This is a genomic window from Kitasatospora sp. NPDC059571 (genome assembly GCF_042735675.1).
In the GTDB taxonomy this organism is placed as follows: domain Bacteria; phylum Actinomycetota; class Actinomycetes; order Streptomycetales; family Streptomycetaceae; genus Kitasatospora.
The window spans coordinates 1-3,281 of sequence record NZ_JBHWBW010000031.1 but is presented as its reverse complement, the minus strand read 5'-3'; the positions used below and the strand labels follow the sequence as shown (position 1 = coordinate 3,281).

Annotated in this window: 4 protein-coding genes; all 4 read right to left on the bottom strand. The window is 71.9% G+C overall.

The window, feature by feature from the left end; genetic code table 11:
• Window positions 1-70: 70 nt before the first annotated feature.
• Entirely contained in the window at window positions 71-886 is an 816-nt protein-coding gene (locus tag ACFV0G_RS06325; protein ID WP_380542479.1) for an ABC transporter permease, read from the bottom strand.
• A gap of 18 nt (window positions 887-904) precedes the next feature.
• Window positions 905-1,825: an ABC transporter permease gene (locus tag ACFV0G_RS06320; RefSeq protein ID WP_380542474.1), complete on the bottom strand. Its 921-nt coding sequence runs from the start codon at window positions 1,823-1,825 to the stop codon at window positions 905-907.
• A gap of 2 nt (window positions 1,826-1,827) precedes the next feature.
• Window positions 1,828-3,030, bottom strand: coding sequence for an ABC transporter substrate-binding protein (locus tag ACFV0G_RS06315; RefSeq protein WP_380542471.1), 1,203 nt, complete (start codon window positions 3,028-3,030; stop codon window positions 1,828-1,830).
• Between the two features lie 33 nt (window positions 3,031-3,063).
• Window positions 3,064-3,281 (bottom strand): TOBE domain-containing protein (locus tag ACFV0G_RS06310; protein ID WP_380542468.1); only part of this gene is annotated, 218 nt, incomplete at its 5' end.

The following is a 3,281-nucleotide window of genomic DNA, read 5'->3' as shown; positions in this document are numbered from 1 at the left end:
GCGCTTCAAGTGCGACCTGGAGCAGCGCGGACGGGCCGGGCGCGCGGCCCGGCCCGTCCGTGCGCGGCGCTCAGAGGCGGCCGCCCGACGCGGTGTCGGAGGACAGCCGCTGCGCCAGGTAGATCGGCACGACCGAGAGCAGCACGAGGACGGTCGCGACGACGTCCACCACCGGGGCCTGGTTGGGCCGGGCCATGTTGGCGAAGATCCAGATCGGCAGGGTCTGCACGTCGGCGCCCGCGGTGAAGGTGGTCACCACGATCTCGTCGAAGGAGAGCGCGAACGCCAGCAGGGCGCCGGCCGCGAGGGCGGAGCGCACCATCGGGAAGGTGACGTCGCGGAAGGTGCGGAAGGTGTCCGCGCCCAGGTCCATCGCCGCCTCCTCCAGCGAGCCGGAGATCCGCTGGAGGCGCGCCGCGACGTTGTTGAAGACGACGACCACGCAGAACGTCGCATGGCCGACGATCACCGTGAACATCCCCAGCTGCACGCCGAACGGCGCGAGCACCGTCCGGAAGGCGGTGTTGAGGGCCACGCCGGTGACGATGCCGGGCAGCGCGATCGGCAGCACGAGGGCGAAGGAGACCGCCTCGCGTCCGAAGAAGCGGTGCCGCTGGGCGGCGAACGCCGCCAGGGTGCCCAGCACCAGGGCGATCACGGTCGCCGCCAGGCCCGCCCGCACCGACGTCCACAGGGCGTCACGCGCGCCGGTGCTCCCCCAGGCCTCGCCCCACCAGCGCAGGGTGAGGCCCGAGGGCGGCCAGCCGAGGCCCTTGTCCGCATTGAAGGACTGCACCAGGACCAGCAGCAGCGGCAGGTAGATCACCGCGAATCCGAGGCCGGCCGCGGCGCGCAGCGCGATCCGGGCGCGCTTGGAGAGGTTCATGGCTGCGAAGACTCCTTCCTAGAGGCCGCGCAGGGCGCCGCTGCGCCGGACCGCGAGCAGGTACAGCACGATGACCACGACCGGGACGGTCCCGAGGGCCGCGGCCAGCGGCAGGTTGAGGGTGATGTTGGAGTAGACGAGGTTGCCGATCAGCTGCGTCTTCCCGCCGACGATCTGCACCGCGATGTAGTCACCGAGGCTCAGCGAGAAGGTGAACACCGAGCCGGCCGCCACCGAGGGCAGCACCATCGGCAGCACCACGCTGCAGAACGTCCGCCAGGCTCCCGCGCCGAGGTCGGCGGAGGCGTCCAGCAGGCTGTCCGGGAGCCGCTCCAGGCCGGCGTAGACCGGCAGGATCATGTACGGCAGCCAGAGGTAGGAGAGCACCGCGACGGTGGCGGGCAGGCCGTAGCCGGGGCTGCCGAGGCCGAGCGGGTGCAGCAGCCAGTCCAGTGGCCCGCCGTCGGCGAGGATGGCCCGCCAGGCGTACACCTTGACCAGGTAGCTGGCCCAGAGCGGGGTGAGCACCGCGACGACCAGGAGGTTGCGGCGCGCGGGGCGGGCCACCTTGGCCATGTAGAAGGCGATCGGGAAGGCCAGCACCGCGTCGACGGCGGTGACCAGCAGGGCCACGCCGATGCTGCGCAGGGCGACGTCGCGGTAGACCCCGGTGGTGAGGACCGCGGCGAAATTGTCGGTGTTCCAGACCTTCACCACGTCCGAGGTGAACGGGTCGGTCGTCCAGAACGCGGAGACGAACAGCGCGGCCAGCGAGCCGAGGTAGGCGACGAGCAGCCAGAGGGCGGGGGCGGTGAGCAGCGCGGCCAGGCGCAGCCGCTCGTGCCGGTGGAGCAGGGCGGCGAGCCGCCGGGAGGGGGAGCTCCCGGCGGCGGCCGTCGGCCGGTCGGTGGGCCTGGGGGTGTCGGTCGTGACGGTCATGGTCAGCCCTTGATGCCCGTCCAGGCCTCGACCCACTTGGCGTACGGCACGCACTGGACGTCGCGGCGGCCGTCGAGGCACTGCGGGATCGGGGTGGTCCACACCCAGATGCGGTCCATGTAGGCGGCGTCACCGGCGTGGTAGACGGTGCAGTGGTTCTTGTCGGCGGTCTCCGCGCAGGCCTTGCTGTTGGCGGGCGCCTCACCGAAGTACTCGGCGACCTGGGCGTTCACCTTCGGCGAGATGATCCAGTCCATCCACTTGTAGGCGCAGTTGGGGTGCTTGGCCTTGGCGGAGAGCATCCAGGTGTCGGACCACCCGGTGGCGCCCTCCTTGGGCAGCACCGCGGCGACCGGCGCCTTCTCGCTCTCGGCGAGGTTGGCGATCACCTGCCAGGTGGTGCCGAGGACGGTGTCGCCGGACTTGAAGGAGGAGATCTCCTTCAGGTAGTCGCTCCAGTACTCGCCGACGTTGGCGTTCTGCTGCTTGAGCAGCGCCACCGCGGCGTCGAACTGCTTCTGGTCCAGCGCGTACGGGTTGGTGATGCCGAGCCCGGGCTGGGTCTTCATCAGGTACAGCGCGGCGTCGGCGAGGTAGATCGGCGAGTCGTAGGCGGTGAGGTGGCCCTTGTACGGGGAGTCGGCGGCGAAGACCGGGGCCCAGGAGTCCGGCGCGGGGCTGACCTTGTCGGTGCGGTACATCAGCAGGTTGGCGCCGTAGCCGTGCGGGATGCCGTAGGCGACCCCGTTGACCGAGTTCCACTTCTTCATCTTCAGGCCGTCGAAGACGTCCTTGTAGTTGGGCACCAGGTCGGTGTTGACCGGTGCCGCGTCGCCGGAGGCGACCAGGCGCAGCGAGGCGTCGCCGGAGGCGGAGACCGCGTCGTACTCGCCGGTCTTCATCAGGTTGACCATCTCGTCGGAGGTGCCGGCGATCTTGGCGTTGACCTTGCAGCCGGTCTGCTGCTCGAACGGGGTCACCCAGTCGACCTTGGGGTCGTTGGAGCCGTTCTCGACGTAGCCGGCCCAGGCGATCAGGTTGACCTGGCCCTCGCCGGCGCCGACCGAGGTGGCGGCGGAGAGCTTGGGCGGGGTGAAGGCGCCGTCGGCGGCGGTGCGGCCGGCGGTCGGGGTGGCGCTGCAGGCCGCGGCGAGCAGGGCGAGGGCGGCGAGCAGGGATGCTGCGGGCAGGCGGCGTGTGCGCACGGGGGTCCGATTCTGTGGGGGGGGAGGGCGGGGTCAGGCGGTCTGCGGGATCCGGACGTTGTGGCTGCGGTCCCAGGCCAGCCGCACGCGGCTGCCGCGCAGCGCGGCGGCCTCGGCCGGGGAGGCGTCGAGGTTCTGGCGCTGCGCGGTGAGGCGGCCGCCGGCCTCCAGGTCGACCAGGTAGCGGGTGGTGGGGCCGCGGGAGACGACCGCGGCGCCCCTGCCGCGCCGGGGGTGCGCGGCGGCGCCCG

What these genes read in the sequence shown, in the direction of transcription:
- ACFV0G_RS06325 (WP_380542479.1), bottom strand. Translation starts at nt 886, where the DNA reads ATGAACCTCTCCAAGCGCGCCCGGATCGCGCTGCGCGCCGCGGCCGGC.
- ACFV0G_RS06320 (WP_380542474.1), bottom strand. Translation starts at nt 1,825, where the DNA reads ATGACCGTCACGACCGACACCCCCAGGCCCACCGACCGGCCGACGGCC.